This is a genomic window from Sphingomonas albertensis, assembly GCF_014358075.1.
GTDB classification, from domain to species: Bacteria; Pseudomonadota; Alphaproteobacteria; order Sphingomonadales; family Sphingomonadaceae; genus Sphingomonas; species Sphingomonas albertensis.
Genome location: NZ_JACONT010000025.1, coordinates 30,923 through 54,240, shown reverse-complemented (window position 1 = coordinate 54,240; position 23,318 = coordinate 30,923). Strand labels below are relative to the sequence as shown.

Annotated in this window: 24 protein-coding genes and 1 pseudogene; 7 read left to right on the top strand and 18 right to left on the bottom strand. The window is 61.9% G+C overall.

The genetic code is table 11. The features are described 5' to 3' along the window. Positions 1 to 322 precede the first annotated feature (322 nt). From katG to H8S47_RS12245, 4 genes and pseudogenes are all read right to left on the bottom strand, one after another. Positions 323 to 2,548: a catalase/peroxidase HPI gene (katG, locus tag H8S47_RS12265; RefSeq protein ID WP_187504140.1), complete on the bottom strand. Its 2,226-nt coding sequence runs from the start codon at positions 2,546 to 2,548 to the stop codon at positions 323 to 325. A 308-nt stretch (positions 2,549 to 2,856) separates the two neighbouring features. After that, positions 2,857 to 3,801 carry a hydrogen peroxide-inducible genes activator gene (locus H8S47_RS12260; protein WP_187504139.1) on the bottom strand — a complete coding sequence of 315 codons (945 nt, stop codon included), beginning with the start codon at positions 3,799 to 3,801 and terminating at the stop codon, positions 2,857 to 2,859. 121 nt (positions 3,802 to 3,922) lie between these two features. Then, a pseudogene (locus tag H8S47_RS18675) lies at positions 3,923 to 4,552 on the bottom strand (tyrosine-type recombinase/integrase). 283 nt (positions 4,553 to 4,835) lie between these two features. After that, complete coding sequence (locus H8S47_RS12245; protein ID WP_187504137.1) at positions 4,836 to 5,477, bottom strand: dihydrofolate reductase family protein; 642 nt, start codon at positions 5,475 to 5,477, stop codon at positions 4,836 to 4,838. A gap of 105 nt (positions 5,478 to 5,582) precedes the next feature. On the opposite strand from H8S47_RS12245, the gene H8S47_RS12240 reads away from it, so the two are divergent. Both H8S47_RS12240 and H8S47_RS12235 read left to right on the top strand, forming a co-directional pair. Continuing rightward, complete coding sequence (locus H8S47_RS12240) at positions 5,583 to 5,921, top strand: ArsR/SmtB family transcription factor (protein WP_187504136.1); 339 nt, start codon at positions 5,583 to 5,585, stop codon at positions 5,919 to 5,921. Further along, positions 5,918 to 6,397, top strand: a complete 480-nt coding sequence (locus H8S47_RS12235; protein ID WP_187504135.1) for an SRPBCC family protein — start codon at positions 5,918 to 5,920, stop codon at positions 6,395 to 6,397. The genes H8S47_RS12240 and H8S47_RS12235 overlap by 4 nt, the downstream gene beginning before the upstream one ends. Before the next feature lie 226 nt (positions 6,398 to 6,623). On the opposite strand, the gene H8S47_RS12230 is transcribed toward H8S47_RS12235, so the two are convergent. The 4 genes from H8S47_RS12230 to H8S47_RS12215 are packed head-to-tail and all read right to left on the bottom strand — an operon-like array spanning position 6,624 to position 9,314. Then, a complete protein-coding gene (locus H8S47_RS12230) occupies positions 6,624 to 7,109 on the bottom strand; it encodes a VOC family protein (protein ID WP_187504134.1) in 486 nt (161 codons plus the stop codon). Next, positions 7,106 to 7,906 (bottom strand): VOC family protein, encoded by an 801-nt coding sequence (locus H8S47_RS12225; protein ID WP_214655059.1) that lies wholly within the window; start codon positions 7,904 to 7,906, stop codon positions 7,106 to 7,108. Before H8S47_RS12225 ends, H8S47_RS12230 begins: the two co-directional genes overlap by 4 nt. Then, on the bottom strand, positions 7,903 to 8,622 hold the full coding sequence (locus H8S47_RS19265) for a DUF1428 domain-containing protein (RefSeq protein ID WP_187504133.1): 720 nt from the start codon (positions 8,620 to 8,622) through the stop codon (positions 7,903 to 7,905). Before H8S47_RS19265 ends, H8S47_RS12225 begins: the two co-directional genes overlap by 4 nt. Then, complete coding sequence (locus tag H8S47_RS12215; RefSeq protein ID WP_187504132.1) at positions 8,619 to 9,314, bottom strand: glutathione S-transferase family protein; 696 nt, start codon at positions 9,312 to 9,314, stop codon at positions 8,619 to 8,621. The genes H8S47_RS19265 and H8S47_RS12215 overlap by 4 nt, the downstream gene beginning before the upstream one ends. 261 nt (positions 9,315 to 9,575) lie before the next feature. On the opposite strand from H8S47_RS12215, the gene H8S47_RS12210 reads away from it, so the two are divergent. Further along, entirely contained in the window at positions 9,576 to 9,797 is a 222-nt protein-coding gene (locus H8S47_RS12210) for a hypothetical protein (RefSeq protein WP_187504131.1), read from the top strand. A gap of 11 nt (positions 9,798 to 9,808) precedes the next feature. After that, positions 9,809 to 10,030 (top strand): hypothetical protein, encoded by a 222-nt coding sequence (locus tag H8S47_RS12205; RefSeq protein ID WP_187504130.1) that lies wholly within the window; start codon positions 9,809 to 9,811, stop codon positions 10,028 to 10,030. Between the two features lie 181 nt (positions 10,031 to 10,211). On the opposite strand, the gene H8S47_RS12200 is transcribed toward H8S47_RS12205, so the two are convergent. From H8S47_RS12200 to H8S47_RS12180, 5 genes are read right to left on the bottom strand one after another with little or no spacing between them, the layout of a single operon-like run. After that, positions 10,212 to 10,577, bottom strand: coding sequence for an ankyrin repeat domain-containing protein (locus H8S47_RS12200; RefSeq protein ID WP_328805523.1), 366 nt, complete (start codon positions 10,575 to 10,577; stop codon positions 10,212 to 10,214). Positions 10,578 to 10,610: 33 nt separating this feature from the next. Continuing rightward, on the bottom strand, positions 10,611 to 11,561 hold the full coding sequence (gene glsA, locus H8S47_RS12195) for a glutaminase A (protein WP_187504128.1): 951 nt from the start codon (positions 11,559 to 11,561) through the stop codon (positions 10,611 to 10,613). Continuing rightward, positions 11,558 to 11,830 (bottom strand): hypothetical protein, encoded by a 273-nt coding sequence (locus tag H8S47_RS12190; RefSeq protein WP_187504127.1) that lies wholly within the window; start codon positions 11,828 to 11,830, stop codon positions 11,558 to 11,560. The genes glsA and H8S47_RS12190 overlap by 4 nt, the downstream gene beginning before the upstream one ends. Positions 11,831 to 11,832: 2 nt before the next feature. Then, entirely contained in the window at positions 11,833 to 12,489 is a 657-nt protein-coding gene (locus H8S47_RS12185; RefSeq protein ID WP_187504126.1) for a cupin domain-containing protein, read from the bottom strand. Positions 12,490 to 12,549: 60 nt separating this feature from the next. After that, positions 12,550 to 13,011 (bottom strand): DoxX family protein, encoded by a 462-nt coding sequence (locus H8S47_RS12180; protein WP_187504125.1) that lies wholly within the window; start codon positions 13,009 to 13,011, stop codon positions 12,550 to 12,552. A 201-nt stretch (positions 13,012 to 13,212) separates the two neighbouring features. Between H8S47_RS12180 and H8S47_RS12175 the strand changes: the two genes are divergently transcribed. After that, positions 13,213 to 14,790 (top strand): bifunctional AfsR/SARP family transcriptional regulator/alpha/beta hydrolase, encoded by a 1,578-nt coding sequence (locus H8S47_RS12175; RefSeq protein ID WP_214655058.1) that lies wholly within the window; start codon positions 13,213 to 13,215, stop codon positions 14,788 to 14,790. Between the two features lie 926 nt (positions 14,791 to 15,716). Here the strand turns inward: H8S47_RS12175 and H8S47_RS18885 are convergent. From H8S47_RS18885 to H8S47_RS12155, 4 genes are all read right to left on the bottom strand, one after another. Continuing rightward, positions 15,717 to 16,022, bottom strand: a complete 306-nt coding sequence (locus H8S47_RS18885; RefSeq protein ID WP_235982833.1) for a site-specific integrase — start codon at positions 16,020 to 16,022, stop codon at positions 15,717 to 15,719. 267 nt (positions 16,023 to 16,289) lie between these two features. Beyond that, positions 16,290 to 16,559 (bottom strand): hypothetical protein, encoded by a 270-nt coding sequence (locus H8S47_RS12165; protein ID WP_187504124.1) that lies wholly within the window; start codon positions 16,557 to 16,559, stop codon positions 16,290 to 16,292. A gap of 258 nt (positions 16,560 to 16,817) precedes the next feature. Continuing rightward, positions 16,818 to 18,506, bottom strand: a complete 1,689-nt coding sequence (locus tag H8S47_RS12160) for an alpha-L-fucosidase (protein ID WP_235982831.1) — start codon at positions 18,504 to 18,506, stop codon at positions 16,818 to 16,820. A 676-nt stretch (positions 18,507 to 19,182) separates the two neighbouring features. After that, positions 19,183 to 20,556 carry a family 43 glycosylhydrolase gene (locus H8S47_RS12155; protein ID WP_235982829.1) on the bottom strand — a complete coding sequence of 458 codons (1,374 nt, stop codon included), beginning with the start codon at positions 20,554 to 20,556 and terminating at the stop codon, positions 19,183 to 19,185. 112 nt (positions 20,557 to 20,668) lie between these two features. Between H8S47_RS12155 and H8S47_RS12150 the strand changes: the two genes are divergently transcribed. Beyond that, the gene (locus tag H8S47_RS12150) at positions 20,669 to 21,817 is read left to right on the top strand and encodes a mannitol dehydrogenase family protein (RefSeq protein WP_187504123.1); all 1,149 of its coding nucleotides are present in this window, start codon (positions 20,669 to 20,671) and stop codon (positions 21,815 to 21,817) included. A 29-nt stretch (positions 21,818 to 21,846) separates the two neighbouring features. Here the strand turns inward: H8S47_RS12150 and H8S47_RS12145 are convergent, their stop codons facing one another. Continuing rightward, positions 21,847 to 22,185, bottom strand: coding sequence for an L-rhamnose mutarotase (locus H8S47_RS12145; protein WP_187504122.1), 339 nt, complete (start codon positions 22,183 to 22,185; stop codon positions 21,847 to 21,849). Between the two features lie 119 nt (positions 22,186 to 22,304). Here H8S47_RS12145 and H8S47_RS12140 point away from each other — a divergent pair, with 119 nt between their 5' ends. Then, the gene (locus H8S47_RS12140) at positions 22,305 to 23,318 is read left to right on the top strand and encodes a zinc-binding alcohol dehydrogenase family protein (protein ID WP_187504121.1); all 1,014 of its coding nucleotides are present in this window, start codon (positions 22,305 to 22,307) and stop codon (positions 23,316 to 23,318) included.

The following is a 23,318-nucleotide window of genomic DNA, read 5'->3' as shown; positions in this document are numbered from 1 at the left end:
GCGGCCGAAGGAGCCCGCGAACGTCTGCCTATGGTTCACTCTACCCTGCCCCGCGGGACCCGTGCACGTATCTTATGGTCTTAGCCGGTATTACTAAGGAGACGTAATCCAGCACAGCTATAAATGGGCTGGCGGACCAAGTTTGTAGTGAACTTTACACATGACCTCAATAATATCTGCTGGAGTACAGATGTTGAAACTGGTGGCAACAGACAGTGGGGCGATTAGAACTTATATCATGTAAGTGAGATCAGGGCGGATAAGCCGAGGTTTTATGAATTCTTGGCCAAACGAACACGGCCTATCCGCACGCCAACGTAGTTTAGGTCGCCTGGTTGGACGATACGGGCTTAGCCGTGACGTCAAAACGGTCGGCATTCATGACCTTGACCCAGGCACGAACGAAGTCGCGAACAAACTTCTGTTCGTGACCGTTCTCGGCATAGACTTCGGCGGTCGCACGCAGCTGCGAGTTCGAGCCGAAGACCAGATCGGTGCGTGTCGCCTCCCACTTCTTCTCACGACCACCGCGATCATAGCCGATGAACTTCTCATCGCTCGACGTGTCGACCAGATCCCAGAACGTGTCGTTGTCGAGAAGGTTGACGAAGAAGTCGTTGGTCAGCTGGCCCTTACGCTCGGTGAGTACGCCGTCGGGCGCATCGCCGAAGTTCGCACCGAGTACGCGCAACCCACCGACCAGCACGGTCATCTCCGGCGCGGAAAGCCCGAGCAGCGAAGCCTTGTCGAGCAACAGCTCCTCGGTCTTCACCGGGTGACGCGTTTTCAGGTAGTTGCGGAAGCCGTCAGCCTGCGGCTCCATCCACACGAAGCTCTCGACATCGGTCCACTCCTGCGTCGCATCGCCGCGTCCGCCGAGGAACGGCACCGACACGTCGTGACCGGCATCGCGTGCCGCCTTCTCGACCGCTGCCGAACCAGCCAGCACGATCGCGTCGGCGAGCGACATGTCGCCGCGCAGCTCGTTAAGCTTGGCCAGGACCTTGCTCAGCTGCTCTGGCTCGTTGACCGGCCAGTCCTTCTGCGGCGCGAGCGCGATGCGCGCACCGTTCGCACCACCGCGGTGGTCCGACCGGCGATAGCTCGACGCCGACGCCCAGGCGGTCTTGACCAGCTGGCCGATCGTCAGCCCGCTCGACAGCACGGCGTCCTTGAACGCAGCGGCGTCGGCGTCCGACGGCGCGGTGCCTTCGGGAACCGGATCCTGCCAGATCAGCGTCTCTTCCGGAACCTCAGGCCCGAGATAGCGAACGCGTGGGCCCATGTCGCGGTGCGTCAGCTTGAACCAGGCGCGTGCGAACGCATCGTCGAGTGCCGATTGATCATCGCGGAAACGCAGCGCGATCTCGCGGAACTCGGGGTCCATCTTCAGCGCCATGTCGGCGGTGGTCATCATCGTCGGCACGCGCTTGTTGGGATCGCGTGCGTCGGGTGCCATGTCTTCCGGTGCCGGATTGACCGGCTGCCACTGCTTCGCGCCGGCCGGGCTCTCGGTCAGCTCATAGTCGTACTTGAACAGCAGGCGCAGGTAATCGCCGGTCCACTTGGTCGGGTTGTTCGACCACGCGCCCTCGATGCCCGAGGTCGTGATGTGGCCCTGGCCGATCTCCTCGCTGTCGGTCAGCCAGCCGAGGCCCTGCATGTGCACGGATTCGGAAGACGGGGCCTTGAAGTGCGGGGCTGGCTTGGCGCCGTGTGCCTTGCCGAACGCATGGCCGCCTGCGGTCAGCGCAACGGTCTCCTCGGAGTTCATCGCCATCCGCTGGAAGGTGGCCTTCATGTCGCGCGCGGACAGAAGCGGGTTCGGATCACCACCCGGACCTTCGGGGTTGACGTAGATAAGCCCCATCTGGATCGCCGCGAGCGGTCCTTCGAGCTCGGGCATGTCCTCGCTGATGCGCGTCTGTGCACCTTCGTTGACCCACAGCTCTTCGGCGCCCCAGAACGTGTCGCCCTCGGAGGCGAAGACGTCCTTGCGGCCGCCGGCGAAACCGAAGATCGGTCCGCCCATGCTCTCGATCGCGACGTTGCCGGCGAGGATGAACAGATCGGCCCAGCTGATGTTCTTGCCGTACTTCTGCTTCAGCGGCCACAACAGGCGACGCGCCTTGTCGAGATTGCCGTTGTCCGGCCACGAGTTGAGCGGCTCAAAGCGCTGCTGGCCTGACGACGACCCACCGCGACCATCGGTCACGCGGTAAGTGCCGGCGGCGTGCCATGCCATACGGATCATGAAGGGGCCGTAGTGACCGTAATCGGCAGGCCACCAGGCCTTGCTGTCGGTCATCAGCGCGGTCAGGTCAGCCTTCAGCGCGGCATAGTCGAGCTGCTGGAACGACTCGGCATAGTCGAACTCTTCGCCCATCGGGTCGGGCGAGACGCCGTGCTGGTGCAGCATGTCGATCGGCAGCGCGTCCGGCCACCAATCCTTGTTCGTACGCCCGAGCAGCGAGCGGGCCTTGACCTCGCCGCCGCCGTTCGGACCCATTGGGCAACCACTGCTCTTGGGCTGTTCGTAATCGGCCATCTCGGCGTCCTCTCTCGATAGGGGCAATCGTATGTCGATTAGGATGCCGGATCTGAAGGACATTTGTCCAATCGATTATTCGGGAAAGATCGATCACATCAGTCGATCACAGACGGGCGTCTGGCAACTTGTCTGACGGCGCGTACATACGCATGAGATCGACGGTGATACTAGTTACGCTGACGGAAGTCGGGGCTACAGTCTGAGAGATACCTTCGATGAGCTACCGCCTCGGAACCCCATCACTACCGCGGTACCGAAGCACGGTGCCGTGGATTTGCTGCCATTAGCCGTTTCCGGTGACAAGCCTATCGGTCGTTATCGAGCGGCAGGCTATTCTGGATCGTCTGCGCCAGTGCGCGCATGTCGTCCCCGCGGCCGCTGCCCACACGCCACGCCAGCACGACCTTCCGGTCCGCCCTTGATGGCAGGGGTGTCGTGTCAATTCGTCGACCGTCTATCAGTCCGGCGTTTATTGCCATTTGGGGCAGGAAGGTTGTCCCCAGACCTGCTTCTACGAGCTCCACTAGCGTATGAAGGGATGTCGCTGCCATCGCCGACAGGCGGGCCTTTGGTAGGCCACAGCCACCCAAGCCGTGATCGTTCAGGCAGTGTCCGTCTTCGAGCAACAGAAGAGTTTGTGGGTCGAGCAATGGTGAGACACCCTGCCGCGGGGTGGCGAGTAACAATGGGTCTTGCATGATCTCGACATAGTCCACTTTGCCGCAATCATACGGCAGCGCGAGAATAACAGCGTCGAGAACACCGCGATACAGCTCGGCACAGGCACGCTCGCTCGTCATCTCCCGGACCTGTAGCTCCAGTTGCGGGAACTCCACCCGCAACGCGCCGAGTGCATGCGGGAGGAGAAATGGCGCGACCGTTGGAATGATGCCGAGGCGAAGGGTGCCAGTGAGCGGCTTTGCCGCTGCGATGGCGAAATCGGTCAACGCTGATGTAGCCTCAAGAACGTTACGCGCTCTCAGGACGAAAGCCTCACCAGTATCGGTAAACCGCAGCGAGCGTTGCGTTCTCTCAACGAGCTGCATTCCGATTAACCGTTCGAGCTCGGCGATGCCCGACGACAAGGTCGACTGCCCGACGCCCAAGGCCGCTGCGGCTCGACCAAAATGGCCGATCTCACGAAGCTCCACCAGGTAGCGCAGTTGGCGCAGCGACGGGGTTACGACATTAGGCACAAGGACAATGTTAGTGCAACTTGCACAGGAATGCTCAAGGAATTCCCCGAACATCACGATCGCTCGTAGCCGACGCAGTGCGGGAATGGCGCGGCAATTTCATCCTGAACCAACGGCTGAAGTTGGGATGCCGTTAAATTAGCCTGAATGACTGAAAGTGAGTCTAATGATTGGGTCAAACCTCCGTCCGCTCTGACAGTTCCAACGCGTCTTCGACCTCGACGCCCAGATAGCGGACAGTGCTCTCAATCTTCATGACCAAGCAGGATTTGCACCGCGCGTAGATTTTCCGTCACCTTGTAGATGATCGATGCTTTTGTGCGTCGAAGCGAGTGGGTGCCGTAATCCTCGGCCTGGAGGCCGATACCGATGATCCACTCGCGAACGAGCCGGGCATACTGCCTCGTGCTCATGTGCCCCATATAATCGTTGCGGCTTGGGAAGACGAAGTCGTTCAAAGTGCTGCCGCAGCGCTCAAGCAAGCTAGCAACGTCTTGCGGGCTGGTTCGACGATTTCGAACTGCACGGGTCGTTTAGTCTTTTGCTGCACTACGACGGCGCGATCCCAAATCCTGCCGCCAGCAACGATGTCACCGATGCGTACCTTGACGACATCGCAGCCGCGCAGCTTGCTATCGATCGCGAAGTCAAAGAGCGCGCAGTCCCGCAGACGCCGGTGTTAGTCGAGCCAAAATCGAATAGCCCAAACTTGCTGCGGTTTGAGGGCGCGCTTTGCGCCCCGCACACGGCCCTCATTCCAGGGCCGCAGTTCATGGAAAGCTGGATCTAACGACGAGTGCCCCATCGCATATCTCCACCGTGTCGAGTTAGCGCGTCAAAGTACATCGGAGAATGTAAAGTAGCCGTTTCTATTTATGGTTGGCGCCGATGCCGGTGAACGAGCAGCCGAGATTGGAGAAGACGTGCAAGCAGGCGAATGTCTCCACCTGTGTCATTGCTGAACCGAAGCTGTCGAACGTCTTACGACCCTGCTTCCGACATCCGCATATAATTGCCTCATCTCGAAGTTTGCCTTCTGTTTATCTTGCTAATGGCGGGAGCCGATTTCGGAAGAAATTGGCGAATGGCTAGCGCCGGAAGGTTAGATGGATTGTGCCGCTTTCCGCCGTTTCTGAGTCGACCGTATAGCCAGCGTCCAGTCCCCGCAGGTCATTCCAAAGACGAACGCCGCGCCCGAGCAGGATCGGCGCGATGGCAACATGAAGGTGATCGACACGCCCGGCCTTGAGATACTCGCGCACGACGGTCGGCCCGCCGCCGATCCGTACATCCTTGCCGTTCGCCGCCTTCTTGGCCTGGGCCAGTGCATCGGTAGGGTTGGCACTGACGAAGTTGAAGTTGGTTCCCCCCTTCATCGCGAGTGGTGGTCGCGAGCGGTGGGTCAGCACGAACACCGGGCACCGGAACGGTGGCTCGCCTCCCCACCAACCACGCCAGTCCGGGTCCTCAGGAAAGGCATGGAAGCCGAACTTGCCGGCACCCATGATCTCGGCACCGATGCCGTCGAAATAGTGCCGCGCATAACGGTCGTCGACGCCCGTCGTGCCCGTGCCGCTTGAATCGCTGAAAACGTGCTCGCGGAAGGTCCTTGTCGCGACATATGTTTCCACCAAACGCGACCGGTCCCGGCCAAACGGGTTCTCCGCAGTCTGATCCGTCGTCGACGCGAAGCCATCGACTGACATCAAAAGATCGACACGTACCATCATTGAATCCCTCCTCATCAGTAAGGCAATTACCTTTGTGACAACATGAAAGATAAGGCAACTACCTTTATCTCTTGATTCGCGGATACCGTGCGTTCAAGCTAAGGTATGCAGTCACGCACCAGCCCATTGGATCTCGCTTTCTACGCACTCAGTGATGCAACCCGCCGCGCCGTCGTATCTCGACTTGCGGACGGGGAGGCGCCGGTCAGCGTGTTAGCTGAACCGTTCGACATGGCGCTGCCTTCCTTCGCACAGCACCTCCGGGTTCTTGAAGACGCTGGCCTGATTACCAGTGAGAAGCGAGGGCGGAGCCGCTGGTGCCGGCTGGCGCGGCCGCGCATCGACGACGCTGCCGACTGGCTGGAGACCGAGCGCCGACGCTGGGCGGATCGACTTGATCGGCTCGAAGCCTATCTCGATGGAGCGAAGGCGGACACAGCATGACGGTGCTTCTTCCGACCTGGCCGCTCGATCGCGAGGTCGTGGTCGTGAAGGTTCTCCATCACCCGCGCACTACGGTCTTCGCGGCCTGGATGGATCCCGCTGCGCTGGCACAATGGTACGGCCCCGCCGGGCTCACCATTGAGACGCACGAAGCGGACCTGCGGGAAGGTGGCGCGTGGCGCTTCGACATGGTCGGACTCTTCGAGGGCGAGCAGCGCCGCTTCCCCAATCTTATGCGCTTCCTTGAGATCGTGCCGAACGAGCGCATTTCCGTGGACTACGGCACGTCTGAGCCTGACGATGCCCATCGTTTCCGCATGACTATCACATTCGACGAGCAGGCGGATGGAAAGACCGTGCTGACTCTCCGACAGCTTCATCCCAGCCGCGAACGCCGTAATGCGGTGATCGGCTTTGGCGCGGTCGAGTATGGGCTGCAGACCCTCGATAAGCTCGCCAGCTGGCTCGGGCGCTGAACGATCCGACGTTACGGAGGGCCTGGACCCAAGGCATTAGTCTACTCATAAGAGCGGCCGGTTAAGGTTGCCGCCCGAACGGCGCTGAATGCGCGGATGTAGTGGTGATCCGATGGCTCCCGAAGTATGGTACCGATCGATTGATAGCCGTTGGCAAATTGGATGATGATCCGACCAAGATCTGGCCGTTCGACGATAGCGATCGGCGGGCGTACATCTCCCCTATTTACGCGGTGCTTCCTGCGATGGCGGCCTCGATCGCGGCGACGTCAATCTTCTGCATCGATATCATGGCTTGGAATGCGCGCGCGGCGATCGCGGCGTCGGTACTGCCGATCGCCTCGATCAGGACGCGCGGCGTAATCTGCCAGTTGACGCCCCAGCGATCCTTGCACCAGCCGCAGGCGCTTTCTGCGCCGCCATTGCCGACGATCGCGTTCCAGTAACGGTCGGTCTCCGCCTGATCGTCGGTATAGACCAGGAACGACACGGCTTGGGTCTGCGGGAACTGCGGGCCGCCGTTGAGACCAAGGAACGCCATGCCGCACACCGTGAACTCGACGGTGAGAACGTCTCCGAGTTGGCCGTTCGGATAATCGCCCGGCGCGTGGTGGATCGCATCGACGCGACTGTCGGGAAAGGTCGCAGCGTAAAAGATTGCCGCTTCCTCGGCGGTACCGTCATACCAGACGCAGGGTGCGATCTTGGTCATGCCGCATCGCCGATCCGCGGGCCCACAATGCCGAGTTGTGTGCCAGTCAGGTCGCCGACATTCGCTGAATAGCCGCCACCAGGTATTTGGTCGGGGCCCTGTAGAAGCACGCCGCCCAGGCCCGTCGCAGTAGCGATCGCGGCGTCGATATCGGGCACGTAGGCGTACCAGTTCCAGCGCGCGGGCGACCCGGTTGTTGCGCTCGACATGACCGCGCCGGGGCGGGTCTCGCCGCTACCCAGGAAGACATATTCGCCCATCGGCCCCATCGGCATCGCGCCTTCCCGGGTCCAGCCGAACAGCGCGCCGTAGAAGGCAAGTGCTCCGTCGGGGTCGGGAATGGCGAGTTCGATCCACACGGCATGGCCGTGGTGCGGGCCCTGGACGAACGCGGATGACGGGTCCGGACTCGCGCCCGTCATCACCATGAAGCTGACATGCTGCGGGTCCTTCGCGATCGCAAAACGGCCGACGCCGGGGATATCCATCGGTTCGACCTGGATCGAGCCGCCCAATTCCATGACCTTCGCGACCGTCGCGTCGACGTCGGCGGTGCCGAAATAGATCGACCAGTCGGGCAGCGATGGCGCGCTCGACGGCGGTGTCGCGATGCCTGCGATCGCCGCGCCATCGGGGGCGCTGGCGATCAGATAGGCGCCATGCTCGGGCATGGGCGAGCGCGCGATCGTCCAGCCGATCGTGGCGGCGTAGAAGTGCCGCGCTTTGGCCTCATCGGCGGTGTTGAGTTCGAACCAGATCGGGGTGCCGTCGGGATTTTGTATCGGCCGTCTCCTCATGCATCCAGGATCGTGGTGAAGCCGCCATAGATCATGCGCTTGCCGTCGAACGGCAGGTCGGCGAGCGGGGTCTGCATCCGCGCGTCCGACATGACCTTGGGCATGCCGGCGTCGCGGGTCGCCTTGTCCGGCCATTCGACCCAGGAATAGACGACGACCTCGTCACCGATCGCATGCGCCGCGCGGGCATAGTCCGTTTTCTTGCCGGCGGGGACGTCGTCGCCCCAGGCCTCGACGACGCGGATCGCGCCGTTTTCGAGGAAGGCTGCCGACACCGTACGCGCCAACGCGAAATACGCGTCCTTGTTCGCAGGTGATACGGGCAGGATGATGCCATCGACATATCCTGTGCCCGCTGCCAAGCCTTCCTCGACCTCCGCCTGAAATCCCGCATAGATCATCCGGCTGCCGTCGAAGGGCATCGATGCGCCCATCGCTTCCATCCGCGGGTCGGTCATCATCCTGGCACTGGCGGCATCGCGGGCAGCCTTGTCGGGATATTCGAACCAGCTGAAGACGACGGTCTCATCCGCAGTAGCCTGCACCGCCCCTGCGAAGTCGTTGAGCGTGCCGACGGGGACGTCGTCGCCCCAATTCTCGACCATTCGCGCTACGCCGAACTCCTTGAGAAACTCCACCGCGCTGGTTGCATGCTCAAGATAGGCTTGGCGATTGGCGGTCGGCACCGCGACGACGAAGCCTTCGATATACGTCATGCCTGTTCTCCCTGCTTGGCGAGCCATGCCGCGAATTCGGGCGGCGGGCTGCCGGTGAAGCCCGCCATCTGGTCGGCCAGCGCCCTGACGAAGGCGGGACGCGCGGTGCCGCGCTCGACATAGGCGACGAGATTGGGATGGCCGTCCAGCAGGCCATCGCCGGCGACGATCCGGATCACCGCCACCATCAGCAGATCGCCTGCCGTGAAGACATCGCCGTCGAGCCAGGTCCGGTCGCCCAGCCGCCGCGACAGTTCGCCGATGCGTTCGTCGATGCGATCGAGCACCGACGGCAGGCGCGGGGCCGACCACGGCTCGCCGCGCTCGAACAACGTCGCGATCGCATGATCCATGATCGGCGGCTCGACGGTGTTGAGCGCCGCGAACATCCATTCTACCGCGCGCGCCCGTGCCGCGGGCTCTGCTGGCAGTAGCGTATCACCGTGCGTGTTGGCGATATGATGTACGATCGCGCCGGATTCGAAGAGCAGCACGTCGCCCTCCTCGTAGGTCGGGACCTGGCCGAAAGGCTGACGCCCCCGGTGGGGTGCCTGCTTCTGCTCGCCTTGGCTCAGGTAGACCACGTCATATGGTTGGCCGACCTCGTCAAGCGCCCAGCGGACGCGGAGGTCGCGGACCTGTCCCCTCGCAAAATCGGGAACCCAGTCGAAAGCGGTGATGGTGGGTCGCATCGGAAGCCTCCTATTGCGGATCTGACTGAGCCATCGCCGCGACGGCCATATTCGGACTCAGCGTCGCTTTACGGCTAGCGCGATGGGCTCAAGCCGTGCTCATTGATCGCGCGCCGGGCGGAAATAACGCGATCACCATATAGCAGCGCCAGGGAACGATGGGCTGCCTTAGAGCACACGTCCTTCGCCAGGGCTGACGCTTGCCGCTCGGCTTGTTCGCGCTTTTTGCTGTAGGCGAGATCGTAGTCTTGAACGTCGGGCATGGCAGGCACTCGGCACTGCGGGCGGAAGCTGATTCCAGCTCTCTATCGTCACCGTGCTCGCGGCAAGGGTGATGGCGATGCCACAGCATACGCCGATGCAGCTTCGGGAGATACAGCGTTCGTGCCGTCTGGCCCGCGCAATAGTCCGTCTGGCGCGTATCAGGTCGAACGCCATGTCGGTGAAGCCACCGGCACCTACATCGGGTTCAAGCCGCAATAAGGTGCCTCAGCATGTCGCGATCGACCAGCCCCTTGTTCGTGGATGCCGTGATCGATTGTGTGGGTGAGGGAAGGGCGCCGACTCCTGAGGAAATGATGATCGTCGCCCAACGCATCTGGTCCGACGGCGGCGCCTCCCGCTCCGCATTCTCGTGGAACAGCCTGTCGGTATCCTCGCCTGATCGTCTCGGTTCGATGCGGGCGGCCGGCCTTGCCTTGCACGGCTCGCGGTAACGTGGCGATGGCAGCGAACGTCATCAATCTCGAGCGAGGCAAGTGAAACGAGGAGCGTGTCGCCGCATCATCGCTTGGCGCTCGCAAAACGGGATAGATGCCTTTTACGCCGTTACTGCGATGCGACGCCGCCCACACGTCTAGCTGAGCGATCCGAAGTCAGCGCCCAACGATCGCGGCATCATGCTGCCTTGGCTGCCGGCAGAAACGCTAGGGCTTCGATCGATCCGTGCACAGAAACTTCTCCCTGGTGACGTTCGCCAAGCCCAGACATTGATGGCTGCAGCAGTGCAACGCTTTCTCCATCGCCATTCCGTCTCGCGTCATCCAACGGTGTATTGTCCCAGCGATCGGTCGATCCTTTCGCTGCGCCGAGCGCAAGCAGGTAGCGCAGCACGTCCGCGCGGCCTTCGCTTGCGGCGAGGTGAAGTGCGGTCCGACCATCGTAATCGGCAAGGTTTACGTCGACCGACCGCGCGACCAACCGCCGGAATTCGGTCAGATCGCCTTTGGCAGCAGCCGCGCAGAAGTAGGTCGCCTGATCGATAGCCGCTTCGATGACCCGGCGACGCGGGTCGATCTAGTCACCCGTTTCGGGCAGGCCATCGAAGGCGAAGGCCTTGGCAAGCCTGCGCGCGAACTCGACGCCGCGCACGGAATTACCAAGCGCGTCGAGCCGTGGACTCCATATGGCAATGCCGCAGACGTCAGCTATGGTGATGAACAGCGCGCCGGATACGCCTGACTTGGCGGGCAGGCCAACGGTGAACGCGAACTCACCCGAGAAATCATACAGGCCGCATGAGGCCATCAGCGACAGGCAGTTCTTGGTCGGGTCGGCAGTGAAAACGCGCTCGTTGCTTAGCGGGCAGACGCCACCGTTCGCGAATGTCGCGGCGATCGTCGCCATGCCCGGTGCGTCGACGGTGATCGAGCAGCACTGGAAATACAGGTCGAGCGTTGCCTTCAGATCGGTACCGTCGGGGAATGCACCGTTCTCACGCATGAAATAGGCGAGTGCGAAATTGCGATCTGCGGTGTCGCGTTCGGACAGAAAGACGGCGTTGTCGAAGCCGACGGACGGTTGCCCGGCCAGCTTTCCCCAGGTCTGCAGGACGGTGTCGAACCGATCCGCGGCCGACAGGTCGGGGGCAATCAGCGATGCACACATGATCGCACCCGCGTTGATCATTGGGTTGTGCGGCAAGCCCCTGGCGTTGAGCGTGATCTCGTTGAACGAATGGCCCGAGGGCTCACGACCGACATGAGGGTGAACGGTATCGATGCCAAGCTGGTCGAGCGCTATCGCGTAATTGATCGGCTTGCAGGTTGATTGCACGCAGTAGCGGGTGGTTGTGTCGCCGATCGAGAAACGCTGGCCATCGATCGTGCAGACAGCGACCGCAAAACCGTCAACGTCGGCCCGTGCCAATTGGGGAATGTAGGAGGCGACTCCGCCGCCACGGTGCTGGCGGACATCCTCGAACAATCGAGCCAGTTCGCCGCAGAACGCGGTAAAGTCCGGGATCACAGATTACCCGTCAACGCTCGGCTGAGCAGCGTCTGGTTTGCGCCGCCAAGAGCTGGTGCGATCGCCGCGAACGGGATGTCGACCGACTTCGCATACCGATGCATGAGTGCGCCGAGATCGCGCAATCGCGGGTCATCGATCGCGAGGCCGTTTTCGCAAAGCCTGCGCTCGATCGCGTCCCTCGACCGGTCCCCGCCATCGGTCAGGCCTTCGTCTAATTTCAGAGCGGCGGCATCTCTGTTGGCGCGGTCGGTTGCGGGAGCGGTCATCATCACGACACGCCCGTCTCAGGCGCAACCGGCCAATGCCCGGCACCCGCGCCGAATGCCGCCAGCGATTGGTTGCGTCGCGGCGCCTGCGTCCGGGTATGAGAAGCGCTGCCGAAGCCGGGGTAAAGCGGCAGCGCGATGGCCGTCTCTTCAGGCGAGAGAATTTGCATTCCGTGCTCAGCCGCAACCGCGACGACATGCGCGGGATCCTCCGTCTGGTAGGTCACGGGATCGATCGGCAACGCCATCGTCGTGGCGGGGCTACTCATCCGCAGGAAGAAGCTGTCGAGACCGACGGGCTGTTCTCCCACGGATTGCACGGCAGCCAGCGCGCGGAAGTCCGGCGTGCGGATGTAGAAAGCGTGCGGCTGGCCGCGCGGGATGAACCCCATCTCGCCGGCGCGGAGGTGCATGATCCGCTCGCCGCAATACAGCTCCATGACGCCGTCGAGCACATAAATGATCTCGTTCTCCCAAAGATGGATGTGCGGCGGTGGTTCGTTGCCCGGCTTGCCGCGGTATTCCATCAGGGCAAAGCATCCGCCGGTGTCTGCGCCGGTCGTCAGGAAGCTCATCAGGCCGCCCATGTAGAATTTCGTGGTGTCGAGGGTCGCTGCACGGGTGAAAGGGGCAGGGATCGTCTGCATCGTAATGGTCATGATGGGTCCTTCGCCGGCACCGATGCGCCGGTATCAACGGTGGGAAAGATCGCGGTGGTTTCAGGCGCGCAAGGGCAACAGCGCGCGTAACCGGGGGTCGCGCAGGTACAATCCGCCCCAGATCATGATGCCGAGCACCAAGCAGATGATCTGTGTCGGTGAACCGATCTCGCCGAGCCGCAGATGAAGGCAGATGGCACCGCCAAGGAACCCGCTGAGCAGGATCGCGCCGAGCATCGCCGTATGGGGGATCGCATACAACACGACGCACGTCATCGTGATCGCTCCAACCACAGGTGACAGCGCGAACGGGAAATCGCTCGCTTTCATTTCCGCGCGTAACATCGGCAGCGAGACAAGTTGTGCCGCGCCGTCAGCCATCAGCAGAACGACGACGATCGCGCTCAGCGTGCGACCCATCCATTGGGCGAACGGCAGCACCCCGGTCGCTGCTGCGGTCGTCTGCCCGATGGGGCGATCGGTTCGCGCCGCGACGCCACCAAGATCCAGCCAAAACGTCATGGTGATACCCACCGGGGGAAAGAGCAATCGTCCAAAGCCATGTTCCAATTCGTTGCGCGCTTGCGTCGCGGAAGTTCGAGGATCAGGCTTTCGATGGTCATCGTGGAGGTGAGCGGTTGAGCATGCGTGGACATTGCGTGCATCGCCGTGGTAAATCTATTTTCACGTCGAGAGGCTCAATCCATCGATCATTCGACAGACTTGACCATCAACATACTGGGTTCATTGACGATAACGTCTGAATTCAGCAAAGTTGACCTTCCTGCGTCGAGAAAGACGCGAGCGCTTCTTGCATATCTTCTGATCGAAGATCGTCCGCAGCGTCGCGAACACTTGTGTGATCTCCTGTGGGACGAAGGGCCGGACGACCCGCGTGGCGCGTTGCGCTGGTCGCTCAGCAAGTTGCGGCCGATCATCGATCGTGACCGACGTCGCCTCGTCGCGGACCGTGAGGTGGTCGCGATCGACCGTGACGACATCTCGATCGATCTCCACCGGGCGCACCAGGCGCTCGGCGCGGAGCCGGCGGACGTCGATGCCACGATCGCTGCGCTGGTGGCCTTGCGTGAGCCGCTGTTGGCAGGGCTTGACCTGCCTCGGCATGAGCGGTTTGCGGTCTGGCTTGCCGCTGAGAGGGCAGCAACCGAGCGGTTGCGCTGCTCACTGCTCCACCGCCATGTCATTTCGACCGCAATGTCTCCCCAGGATCGACTTCCGTGGGTTCGCGAATGGCTGGATGCCGATCCGTTCAACACCGACGCGGCCGCGCAGCTTCAGTCGACCTTGCGGCAACTGGGGCGTCAGGACGATGCCGAGGTAGCGAAACGGAGCTTCGCCAATGCGATTAGCGATGCAGGGCTACCGTCCGTGCAAGCCCATCCCGTCGCGCTGTTCCCTGTCGCAGCGGTAGCTCCCCATGACATGCTGCAACGCCAGAAAATCCAGTTCTGCCACGCAAGCGACGGCGTGCGGCTGGCCTATGCGTGTGTGGGCGACGGACCGCCGCTCGTAAAGGCGGCGAACTGGCTCAACCATCTCGAACTGGATTGGGACGCGCCGATCTGGGCGCCGCTGTTCCAGGAACTGGCCCGCGATCACATGTTCGTGCGCTATGACGAGCGCGGCAACGGCATGTCGCAGTGCAAGGTTGCAGACATCAGCTTCGATGCCTTCGTCCGTGATCTCGAAACGGTCGTCGATGCGGCCGGTATCGATCGCTTTCCGCTTCTCGGCATTTCGCAGGGCTGTGCCGTTGCGATCGAATACGCTGTTCGCCACCCGGAACGCGTGAGCCACCTGATCCTGTGGGGCGGCTATGCGGCGGGATGGCGGATCAATGCTACGCCCGACGTGATCGAGGAGCGCGAGGCGATCATCACGCTCGTGAGACAGGGCTGGGGCCGGACCGACGCTGCTTACCGACAGGTCGTGACGGCCACCTTCATGCCCAGCGCCACGGCGGAAGAACTCGACTGGTTCAATATTTTCCAGCGGCAGACCGTCGGGGCTTTGAATGCCGCACGATATCTTGAAGTGTTCGCCGATATCGACGTCCGCGGGGTCCTCAAAGACGTGCAGGCGCCGACCCTTGTCATGCACACCCGCGGCGACCAGCGGATCCCGTTAAGTGTCGGCGGGAAACTGGCGGCCGAGATACCAGGGGCGGAGTTCGTCACGCTGGATAGCGATAACCACCTGCTGCTGGGGCGCGAGCCGGCGTCGCTCGCGTTCGTCGCCCATGTCCGGCAGTTTCTGTCGACACCAGTTTCGCCTCGTTAAGCGAGTCCGCTCGGTCGTGTCCAAGGCGCAAGCGACGCTGCCTGAGCGGACCGTTCATAACCAGGGCCACAGACTGCCAGCAGGCAAAGCGTCGTGCAAAACGCGGTAGCGGCGGTAACGATCATCGCGCGAGCGACACCCGTTCTCGGGGGGAGATGCATATCTAGTTTTCCACGTCGTAACCGGAGCAATCGGGGGATCCGGCTCACAGGGGTTAATGCGCACGCAACTCCGCGTGGCACCAAGCGGCAATGTCGGGAAGCCGTCGATACGCCCGTCGATTTAGCCGTGGTAACGGGGGTTTATCCCGTGGAAACACCTCAAGGCGGTACCCCTCGTGCGACCAAATTCCAGCGAAGAGCTCGGATTGGCTACCGATCGAGAATCGTCATCTAGGTAGCGGTACGCGACAGGCGGAAACGGGTCTGAATTTACCGGTCTGCTCACGGTAAGCCCATGTCGAAGCTGCTTAAGATAACGCGGTGACGTGTGTGTGTGCGAAAGCTGTTGATTTCCGAGCCTTCGGCATGGCAGCATGGAGGTGAACGAACGTCCGAAGTTGAGGAGGGGGAGTGGTCTCCCAAGCGTCCGCATTTGGATCAAGGCGCTCGATCGGCAATTCAGCTACATTAGAACCGCTCGCATGATAGTGAGCTCTAATTTTGCGAGATCAGCCCGTAAACGTAGAAAGTTCGGTCCAGAGCCCGTCATCAGCTTCGCATGACCGAAAAATATCTGCACCGCGCGTATATCTCCTGTAACCTTGCATATGATCGATGCCTTAGTACGTCGAAGCGAGTGGGTGCCGTAATCCTCAGTGGACGCCGATACCGATGACCATCTCGCGACCAAGGCGGGCATACTACCTCGTGATTACGTGCTCCTGATAATCGTTGTGGCTTGGGAAGACGAAGTCGTTCAAAGTGCTACCGCGACTCAAGCCAAGCTAGCAACATCTTGCGGGCTAGTTCGACGATGTCGAACTGCACTCGTTTGGTCTTCCGCTGCAGTAAAACGGCGCGATCCCGGATCCGGCAGCCGGCGACTACGTCACCGATGCGCACCTTGGCGATGTCGCAGCCGCGCAGCTTGCTATCGATCGCGAAGTCGAGGAACTCGGTTCCGAAGACGCCGCTGTTGGTCCAGCCAAAATCGAGTAGCCCACACGTGTTGCTGTTTGAGGGCGCGCTTTGCGCCCCCCACACGACCATCCTTGCAGGGGCGGAGTTCATGAAAGGCTGGATCTAACGATGAGTGCTTCGTCGCATATCTCCACCGTGTCGAGTTGGCGGCGCACAGTACACTGAAGACGATAAATTACTCGTTTCCATATATTGTTGGCGCCGATCCTGGTGAACGAGCGGCAGAGATTAGAAGGCGGGGTTTGCAGGCGAACGTCCGCCCCGGGGGCTTAACGCTGGCAGCTTGCGGTATGCTGGGCCATTGGCGTTCGATTGCTCCTCGCTAATATTCTTCCGCGCTGTAGTTCGGCACAAAGGTCAGCGGTTGACGTGATAAGCACGGATGTCGGCCAAAAAGCGGGTTGCGGCTTCGCTGGCGATTTCTGCTTGGTCCTTGGCGACATCTATTCCGTGCGTTGCCCCATTTAGGCTCCTGACGATCCCCATGAAGGCCTCGGTCGAGGGTAGAGCGCGCACTGCTCCGCTCGGGCGGACAAGCTCGTTCAGCGGCAACGGGTGGTCGTTTGGAAAACTGTCCTCGTCGGCGAGCGCTCGGAGCTCTCGTTCGATGTCGATCCGAAGCTTCACGAGTGATATTAACGGAAATTCGCGGGCCAGATCCTCAGCTGTCGGCAAAGCCGCCCGGAGTGAGGTGGGAGAGCCGTGAAGAAAGTATTTTCGGCGACAGCCATCGGATTTACCGAGTCTCGGAATGCATCGGAGTCGTGGGTAGTTGAGTTTTGCAACCCAAACCTATCCGAAGATCTCCGATGGCCATTCCTCAGCTAGACCACGTCCCGGGGCACGACCGCGGGGGCTTCACAAAGGCAAGCTCTGGCTGAGTTCTCAGGCAGTCTCGGCGAGGCTGCCTCCGGTCAATCCACGGCCGGACAGGATCAGCGGGATGCCAATCGCATTGCGATGTCCGGGCGGCAGTGTCACCTCCAGCGCGGCACCGGTGCGGCGGAAGGCGAGCGGCGTCGTTTGCCCCGGCAGCGTCACGCGGCGGATTTCGCCGCGGCCGATCGGGTTACCGACGCTCCACAACGTCAGACGTGCGATGCCGTCTTCGGGCCAGCCCATGACCAGGGCGTGGACATCGTCGCCATTACGCACATAGCGGATATCATTCGCCGTATATGGCGACTTAGGCCCACCTTCCGCGAACATTCCCGATGCGGGCTTCGTCGGCCCCTCGGCGTGGATCCGCCATGGGCGGGTGGCATAGATTGCGGTGCCGTAGCGGCCCATCCATGTAGCGATCTCCTCGATTACGCGCTCTTCCTTCTCGTCGATCGTGCCGTCGCCACGCATCGGCACGCTCAGCAGCAGATTGCCATTCTTGGACACCACGTCGAAGAGGGTATGGAGCACGGTCGCTGCGGTTTTGTACCCGTCACGATCGTAGAGCGCGCGATCGTAATGCCAGTTGCCTAGGCAAGTGTCGGTCTGCCACGGATAGGTCTCGATATAAGGTTTGCCGCCGCGCTCGACGTCTTCGACCAGCCCCATCCGCCGTTCAGGGGGGACCATCTTTACGTTGAGCACCGCCTCGAGCCTGCCGTTGTTCCACGCGCGGTTGGCGTTGTAATAATGCGCTGCGGTTTCGAGTCCGACCTGTTGGAAGGGTAGGTCGAAATTATCGAAATAGAGAAGGTCCGGGCGATAGTTATCGATCAGTTCCCGGCATCGAAGCGCCCAGGTGCGGACGAACTCGGGGTTGTCCTTTGGTATGCCCTCGGACCACAGGCGATCCGTACGTTCATGAATCGCGTTCGCCTCGGCGAGCGTCGCTACGCCGCTCGGTAACGGCATGGTACGCCCGCTATATAATTCTTGCGGATCGAGCCCATCCCACCATTTGCCCTTGCCGTCCGCAGCGCTCAGTCGCCACGCGTCGTAACGCTGTCCCCGCATCGGACCTTCGGGATCATAGCCATAAGCGGGCTGGTACCAATGCCAGGCGTGCGCACTGTGGTTCGAGACCCCAAAACGCAGCCCTTTGGCCCGCGCGACCTTTGCCCAAATACCAACAATATCTTTTTTGGGTCCCACGCGCGTCGTGTTCCATGCGTGATGCGTGGAAGCGTAGGTGTCCAAATTGTCGTGGTGGTTGGCCAGCGCGACGAAATATTTCGCACCCGCGCGCTGATATAGGTCGATCAGGCGCTCTGGATCCCACCGCTCAGCTTTCCAGAGATTTTCGATCTCCATGAAACCGACCTTACTCGGATGGCCGTATTTCGCGACGTGCGCTGTGTAGGCGCGGGTTCCTTGAAGATACATATCGCGGGCATACCAGTCTCCTTCCTCAGGCACGCACTGCGCGCTCCAATGCGCCCAGATTCCGAACTTCGCATCGCGGAACCAGTTCGGCGCTCGGTAGCCGCTGGTGAGAGCCGCCCAATCCGGCGTGAACTGTCCGCCCTGAACTGAAGGAGCCGTTGCTGCCATTACCTGTGCCGCGGACAGCGTTGATGCCGCACCGGCAAATCCGATCACGCCCATTGCGTCACGACGGCTGAAGGTCATCATTCTCTCCCGGTATGAGGTGGCGCTACAGATTGGCAATGGTTTGGCTGCGATAGAGACGTTAGGCGTGGCACGCATCTCGCCGACTTTGGTGCAGACGGTAGTGCAGGGGACTGTGCGCACGGCGTAAAAATTCGGTGCATTCTGCTAGGACGAGACGGCACGATCAGGGGCATACTCATAACGTCCCCCGCTTCTCTGTACCATGTGATCAGATAAACTCACGTATGTTGTCTGATGAGTCAAGTCGCACAATAGGCCGCTTTATTTAGGGCCCCCGGCCGACCATTGAGGTTGGATCGAGGACGCAACTCAGCGCCATATGCGCTGCGCGTGCCAGATGCGGTCGTGGGCACGCTGATCAGGGAAGGCGCAGCCATACTGCTGACCGACGAACTCGACGCGATGATCCCGATGCGGCAAATTCCGACATAGTGATTGCAGGCGCCTATCGAAGGCGTGATTTGCCTTCGGACGGGTACCATCCGTCGGCGTCCCACTCCTGCCCCTCCGCCTTCTTCACTCATTCACGCAGTGTCTGCGGAATGCAGCCGATCGTCTCAGCGATCGACACCACGGTACCCCGGAACGGTTCAGATGGCACCCGCTGGGGTTTCCGAGTTCAAGGCGTCCGATCATATGGTATGCGAAGCCCGACCACCTGTCCGTGACGCCTGCATCAGCGGATTAGCCATTCCCATACTCCTGAGTCTGAAGAGACCGTCAGTCGTAGATACCGCGTTCGGAGAGCATGGGGCATCATGATTGGTGATCCTTGCGCCGCGCGATTTTGTACCACCGTGTGCCATCGCCGGCCGTCCTCGGACGCGGCGATCGTGATGGGATAGGGGAGGTTGGGAAACTCCATCCGGAGGGTGCTTTCTCGCACCATGCGGACGGCGCCCAGATCGGCGCTCAGGATCGCTGGCTGGCCCGGCATCGGACGCCATAGCGTCGCATAATTGTCGTCCGCAGCGCGATCGGCGCCGTGCAGCACATCCGATCCTTTCCCCGATACGCGCAACGGCAGGCCGCGCATGCGTGTCGGCGCGAATCCGGCCACGCTGTTTGCGTGGCTAGGCAGCACGGGAAGGATCGTGCCGTCGTCGCGAATGATCAGCGGATCGATCGCCACCTGCCGCAGCGTGTCGGTGCGCGACGGGAAGGGCAGGGCCTGGCGATGATAGAGGATATAAGGGTTGCCGCCCGATCGCACGATGGCGTGATGTCCGGGACTGATGACGTCGCGACTGCGGTCGGTTTGCAGGATCGGGCTTCCGGGCCCCTCGCGGAACGGTCCGAACGGGGTGTCGCCGATCGCGTAGCGGACCTTGTAGGTGTCTTTCGTCGTATTCCCGTCGCTGTAGGTGAGGACGTAGTGGGATCCGGCGCGGATCATGAACGGTGCTTCGAAATAATTCGGTGGCGTCACATCGCGGGGGGCGCCGTAGAAGCTGACCATGTCTGATTTCAACCGCACAACGAAGCAGTGGCCGTTCGTCCAGTTCAATCCCGACCCCCAGTAGAGATAGGCCTGGCCATCGCGGTCGATGAACGCCTCGGCATCGATCATGTGATAGTCGGGCGCGAGCCCCTTGGCGATCAAGGGCGTGCCGCCGCGCGCGTCGCGCCATGGGCCGGCGGGCGAGGGAGCCGTGCCGACCCAGACTTCGCTGCCGATCGACACGTACATGAACCAGCGGCCGTCACGCGTCTGCACCACCGACGGTGCCCAAACCTTCGCATCGCCAGCGGTGGGACTGATCGCAGCGGCCTTGCTGGGCCAGTCGGGTTGTGAAAACGTCCAGTCGCGTCCGTTCGTCGACGTCCAGAGCGCAAGGTGATCGTCGCCCCACGGATCGATGGTCGCGAATATATACCAGCGACCTTCGTGATGAACGATAGAGGGATCGGCGAAATAGCCGGGCAACAGCGGGTTTCTATCGCCGGGCGTATCCCAGCGCGGCGCAGGTGCGCTGGCAGCGATCGTCAACGTCATCGCCGGCAAGGCCATCAGCGGGCCGATTTTGCCCATCGTGCGCCAGATCCGCATCTCGATCGTCTCCCTTAGCCTTGCGGCATGACTGCCCTAGACGAGGCGAACGCGCAAATGTTGATATTTCCCGTAAAAATGCGCTATCGTATGTGCAAGAATAGGGGATCGGATGGCGGACCACCGCAACGTTATAGTGCAATTCGGAACGAGCCGTTTCCTGCAGGCGCATGTCGATCTGTTCGCGTCCGAGGCGGCGGCGGCGGGAAAAGCCGTGCCGCCGATCGTCGTCGTGCAGACGACGCGTGATCCATCGCGCGCCGGACGTGCGGCGGCATTCGGTGCAGCCGAGGGCTATCCGGTCCGGATCAGGGGGCGCGGTGCAGATGGCGCGCTGATCGAGCACGAAACTCAAGTCCGCAGCATCGTCCGTGGTTTGCATGCCGCCGACGACTGGACGGACTTGTGCGCAATGTTCGAACGCAGCGCGACCTATGTCGTGTCGAACACGGGCGATGCCGGGTATCAGGTGGCCGAGGACGATCGGGTGTCGACCCTGCTGCAGACGGACGAGCCGCCCCGCAGCTTTCCGGCGATGCTGCTCGTCCTGCTCCATCGGCGGTGGCGGTCGGGCGAGGCACCGGTCACGCTGATGCCGTGCGAACTGTTACAGGGCAACGGCGATACGCTGAAAGCGGTCGTCACGGACCTGGCGCAGTCCGTCGGTGCGGAGCCGTCGTTTCTCGCGTGGCTCCACGACGATTGCATCTGGGTGAACAGCCTCGTCGATCGCATCGTGTCCGAGCCGATCGATCCGGTTGGCGCCGTTGCCGAGCCCTACGCATTATGGGCTGTCGCAGACCAGCCCGGCCTGGTGATGCCGTTCACCCACCCGGACGTTGTCCTGACCAATGATCTCGCGCGCTACGAACGGTTGAAGCTCTACATCCTCAACCTCGGCCATAGCTGGCTGGCCCAGCGCTGGATCGACAGCGGTCGTCCGGAGGGTCGTTTCGTTAGAGACGCGGTGGCCGACGCCGCCACCCTTAGCGCGCTGGAGCGCGTGTATGCGGAGGAAGTCGTTCCGGGCTTTGCTGCGCACGGCATGGCTGACCCGGCACGCACCTATGTCGCGGAGACGTTGGCACGGTTTGCCAATCCGTTTCTCGATCATCGTCTCGCCGACATCGCGGATCATCATCTGGACAAGCTGCGCAAGCGGATCGGCGGCTTCCTGTCGTGGGTCGACAGCGCAGCGACGGCCCCGCCGTTGCCGGAACTGGACGCGATTATGTCCCGCGCCGACGCTCCAGTGGCGTGATGCGTGGAGTGGGGGGCAGGAGCGCGACGTTATTGCTCTGCCAATGCATAGATCCGCGTCATCGGCGCCCATTTCTCGCCATCTTTTGCCGCGTTGAGCCGGATCTGAAACCGATCCATCGCCGCTTGCCAACGGTCGTCGATTGCCTGCAGGTGATCGGGCAAGGCGCGCGGCCAGTCTGCGGCGACCTCCGCGATCATAAACAGGCGAGCGTCGACGCGCCAGATTTCCATCGCCTCGACCCCGCTCGCCCGGATGCCCGCGGTCACCTCGGGCCATACGGCACCGGGCGCGTGGGCGCGTTCATAGGCCGTTATGAGATCCGCGTCGTCGACCAGATCCAGCGCGAAGCACAGGCGTCGTCCCATCGGGTCAGTCCTCTTGTCGGCTTGTATGAGCGGTCGGCACGTCGATATTGCCGGTCATGGCGCCCCGTCAAGAACGTCTCTGCGATATTCCGATCGCCATTTTCAATGAAAGAGCAGTGATGAAATCCCTAGTCTGTTCGGAACCGAACCTTTTGATCATCGAGGATCGCGCTGAACCCGTTCGTGGCGAGAACGACGTTCTGGTCAGGATCCGACGCGCCGGCATTTGCGGGACGGATTACCATATCTACACCGGCAACCAGCCGTTCCTGTCCTATCCCCGCCTGATAGGACACGAACTGGCCGGCGAGGTCGTCGAGGCGCCCGCGAATTCGCGGTTCACGTCGGGGCAGGCGGTGACGATCAACCCATATATCGCGTGCGGGACATGCGTCGCCTGCCGTCGCGGGCGACCGAACTGCTGCGCGCGGATCAGCGTGCTGGGCGTCCATGCCGATGGCGGCATGTGCGAATGGCTGGCGGTGCCCGAGACGGCGATCGTCGACGCGCAGGGGCTGACGCTCGATCAGGCCGCAATGGTCGAATTCCTGGCGATCGGTGCGCACGCGGTGCGCCGTGCGGCGATGACGCCCGACATGCGCGTGCTGGTGGTCGGCGCGGGACCGATCGGCGTCGCCACCGCGCTGTTCGCCCGGGTGATGGGGATCGAATCGATCACCTTCCTCGACACGCGCGAAAGCCGGCTTGCGTTCGTCCGCGACCGGCTGGGGTTCGCGCAGGTCGTGGTCGCGGGGGACACGCAGACCGACGAACTGCGCGCCCTTACCGATGGCGAGATGTTCGACGCCGTGTTCGACGCGACCGGCAACATTCATGCGATGCGCGCAGGGCTGAGTTATGTCGCGCACGCCGGCACCTATGTACTGGTCGGGCTGTGCAAGGACGACCTGGTCTTTCCGGACCCCGAATTCCACAAGCGCGAAACGACGTTGCTCGCGAGCCGCAACGCGCTGTCGGTCGATTTCGACCATGTCATCGCCAGTATCCGCGGCGGCCTGATCCCGACCGACGTGCTGCGGACGCATACGCTGACCATTGACGAAGCACCCATCCGCGTCCCCCAGCTGATCGCAGACGCTGATCATGTCATGAAGGCGGTCGTGTCGATCTGA